Annotated in this window: 2 protein-coding genes and 1 pseudogene; 2 read left to right on the top strand and 1 reads right to left on the bottom strand. The window is 75.2% G+C overall.

Annotation, left to right across the window (positions count from 1 at the left end; all coding sequences use genetic code 11):
• The coding region (locus tag SACPADRAFT_RS0219400) for an IniB N-terminal domain-containing protein (protein WP_007027066.1) at nucleotides 1-1134 on the bottom strand (1134 nt) is incomplete at its 3' end.
• Between the two features lie 272 nt (nucleotides 1135-1406).
• On the opposite strand from SACPADRAFT_RS0219400, the gene SACPADRAFT_RS0219395 reads away from it, so the two are divergent.
• The gene (locus SACPADRAFT_RS0219395) at nucleotides 1407-2789 is read left to right on the top strand and encodes an Hsp70 family protein (RefSeq protein WP_007027067.1); all 1383 of its coding nucleotides are present in this window, start codon (nucleotides 1407-1409) and stop codon (nucleotides 2787-2789) included.
• Nucleotides 2789-3091: pseudogene (locus tag SACPADRAFT_RS33280) on the top strand (hypothetical protein); the annotation flags it as partial. The gene SACPADRAFT_RS0219395 and the pseudogene SACPADRAFT_RS33280, both read left to right, overlap by 1 nt.

Genomic DNA, 3091 nt, shown 5'->3' with positions numbered 1-3091 from the left:
GTCCACCGCGCCCCCGGCCACGTCGGACACCGTGCCGACCGGGTCCGCGGCCACACCGTCAACGGTGTTCACCGCGCCACCGGCCACACCGGAAACAGCGCCGGTCGCCGTGCCCAGCACACCACCGGCCACACCGGTCGCGGTCTCCACCGCGCCCCCGGCAACCCCGGAGACGGCACCACCGGCCACGCCGTCCACGGCGCCCAGCGCACCACCGGCGACACCGGTCGCGGTCTCCACCGCACCCCCGGCGACCCCGGAGACGGCGCCCGCGGCACCGCCGACCACACCGGTCGCGGTCTCGACCGCGCCCCCGGCCACGTCGGACACCGTGCCGACCGGGTCCCCGGCCACACCGGCGACCGTGTTCACCGCGCCACCGGCCACACCGGAAACAGCACCGGTCGCCGTGCCCAGCACACCACCGGCCACACCGGTCGCGGTCTCCACCGCACCCCCGGCAACCCCGGAGACGGCACCACCGGCCACGCCGTCCACGGCGCCCAGCGCACCACCGGCGACACCGGTCGCGGTCTCCACCGCACCCCCGGCGACCCCGGAGACGGCGCCCGCGGCACCGCCGACCACACCGGTCGCGGTGTCCACCGCGCCCCCGGCCACGTCGGACACCGTGCCGACCGGGTCCCCGGCCACACCGGCGACCGTGTTCACCGCGCCACCGGCCACACCGGAAACAGCACCGGTCGCCGTGCCCAGCACACCACCGGCCACACCGGTCGCGGTCTCCACCGCGCCCCCGGCGACACCGTCCACGGTGCCGGTCACGCCGTCCAGCCGGACGCCGGACACGTCGGAGACGGTGTCCACCGCGCCGTCGGCGACACCGCCGACGGTGCCCAGCGCGCCACCGGCCACACCGGCGACACCCTGCAGCTGCTGGATCGCACCGTCCAGGCCCGCGACGTCGGTCGGCAGGGCACCGAGCACGTCGGACTGCGACAGGCTGCCGTAGTCCATGACGAGCGGCACGACGTCCTGCACGTCCTGCGGGGTGATGTCCCCCAGCCCGGCCTGGCCCAGCACCCCGGCCGGGTCCTGCGCGAACGCCGCACGCGCGCTCGCGTCGCCCAGCAGGTTCGACACGAAGTCGTGCAGTGTCTGCTCGTGAGTCACAGTTTCTCCCGTTTCCGCTTTCAACGCTTGGTTGACGCCCGGCGCGTCCGGCCCCCGAAGAATGCGGCGCGCGGCGTCGAGGGGCCAATCTAGGCGTACGGGGGCCGGGTGGGCATCGGGGAAGAACCCGAGTCCTGTCCCACCCCTGAACGGGCGAGCGTTAGGGGATTAGGGGATAGTCGACACGGCCGAACCGGGGATGCCGTTCGGCCGTACGGCTTTGGTACGAAAGGCACACCACCCGCCCCCCTATGCCGTAAGGAACTGGCCGCATGCGTTATGTCCTGGGGATTCACCTCGGCAGGACCCGCGTGACGGCGTCGGTGTGCCGCCACGGCGCGGCCGGGTGGGACGCACCCGAGATCGTCCCGTTGGGTGTCGGGGTCCCGTGGATCGAGTCGGTCCTGCACGTCTCCCCCGAGGGGGATCTGCTGGTCGGGCAGGCGGCACTGCACCGGGCCGGTGGTGAGCCCGACCGGATCGCCCGGGCACCGCTGCACCGTACCGGAGATCCGGTGCCCATCGTGCTCGGCGGAGTCCCCTACCCGGCCGAGTCCCTGGCCGCCGGGATGATCGGGTGGATCGCCGACCGGGTCGCCGAGGCCGAGTCCGCCCAGGCGGAACGCATCGTGGTGACCCACCCGCCCGGCTGGTCGGCCTACCGGCGCGGGCTCCTGCACGACGCGCTCGACCGGGCCGAACTCCCCGGTGTGCTGGCCCTGCCCTGTCCGATCGCGGCGGCGGAGAGCTGCGCCACCGGCGTACCCGGCACACCACCGGGGAACCTCGCGGCGCCCACCGCCGACGGGCGGCTCCCCGACCCCGCCGCCCCACCGGAGGCCGGTGCGGTGCCGGTGGGCGGACTGCTCGGGGTGGGTGTGCTCGGGGGAATCGGCGCGCAGGCGGCGCTGCTCCGACGGACGACCCGGGGATTCGAGCTGCTGTCCCACGCCGAGTCGTACGAACCCGAGGCCGGTGCGCGACTGGACGACCTGCTCGTCGAGCGGGTCGTGGAGCGCGGCGGCTTCGACGAGAACGACCCGCAGCTGATGGCGCACCTGCGCACGATGTCCGCGGCGGCGAAGGAACGGCTGGCGCACACCACCACGACGGCCGTCACCGAGTCGGTGTCGATCACCCGGGAGGAGTTCGACGACCTGGCCCGCCCGGTGCTGTCCACCGCGATCGGCCGCCTCCGGCGGCTCACCTCGGCCGCCCCGACGGACGACCTCGCCTCGGTCGTGCTGGTCGGGGGGAGCGCGCGCCTGCCTCTGGTGGGCGAGCTCGCACGGACTATGATCTCCGTTCCGGTCACGGTCGACGACGATCCGGGCACCGCACTGTGTCGCGGGGCGGCACTGGCCGCCCGCCCGCGTCCGGCACCCGCGGAATTCCGCGGGGAGGAGGCGGGCGCCGACGCCGCCGTACGGTCCGTCGAGGGCGCTCCCCCGGACTCGGGCACCCTCGTGACCACGGTGCACGGCCTGCCCGCCGCGTTCGCCGACCACGACCCCGAGCACGACCGCCAGGAGCACGACGAGGAGCCACCCCCGGGACGGCCACCGGTCGAGATCACGCCGCTGGACCCGCCCAAACGCCGGTTCGCGTTCGCACGCAGGGGTTCCTCCTCCGACACCCGAGACGGGGGCCGGTGATGCGACGCCCGGGAACCGACACCGTGGCACCCGAGCGCCCGTCCGTGCCCGGGCAGGCCACGGCCTCCCCCACACCCCCCGACACGGGGGTGTCCGCACGCGGCCGGATCCTGCTCGACGAACCCACCCGGGACGTGTGCTCCGCCGTCGCCGACGGATCGGTGCGGCCCGCGCGGTTGGCGATCATCGCACCGGCCGGGTACGGCAAGAGCGCCGTGCTCGACCACCTCGCGGGCCTCTGCGACCGGCACGGCGTGCCCGTCGCCCGGTTCGGGCCCGGGCGGAGGGACGCCGGGGACGCC

Source organism: Saccharomonospora iraqiensis subsp. paurometabolica YIM 90007 (genome assembly GCF_000231035.2).
Classification (GTDB): Bacteria; Actinomycetota; Actinomycetes; order Mycobacteriales; family Pseudonocardiaceae; genus Saccharomonospora; species Saccharomonospora paurometabolica.
Note: the sequence above shows the minus strand (reverse complement) of the source record. Positions and strands in the feature narration are given on the sequence as shown.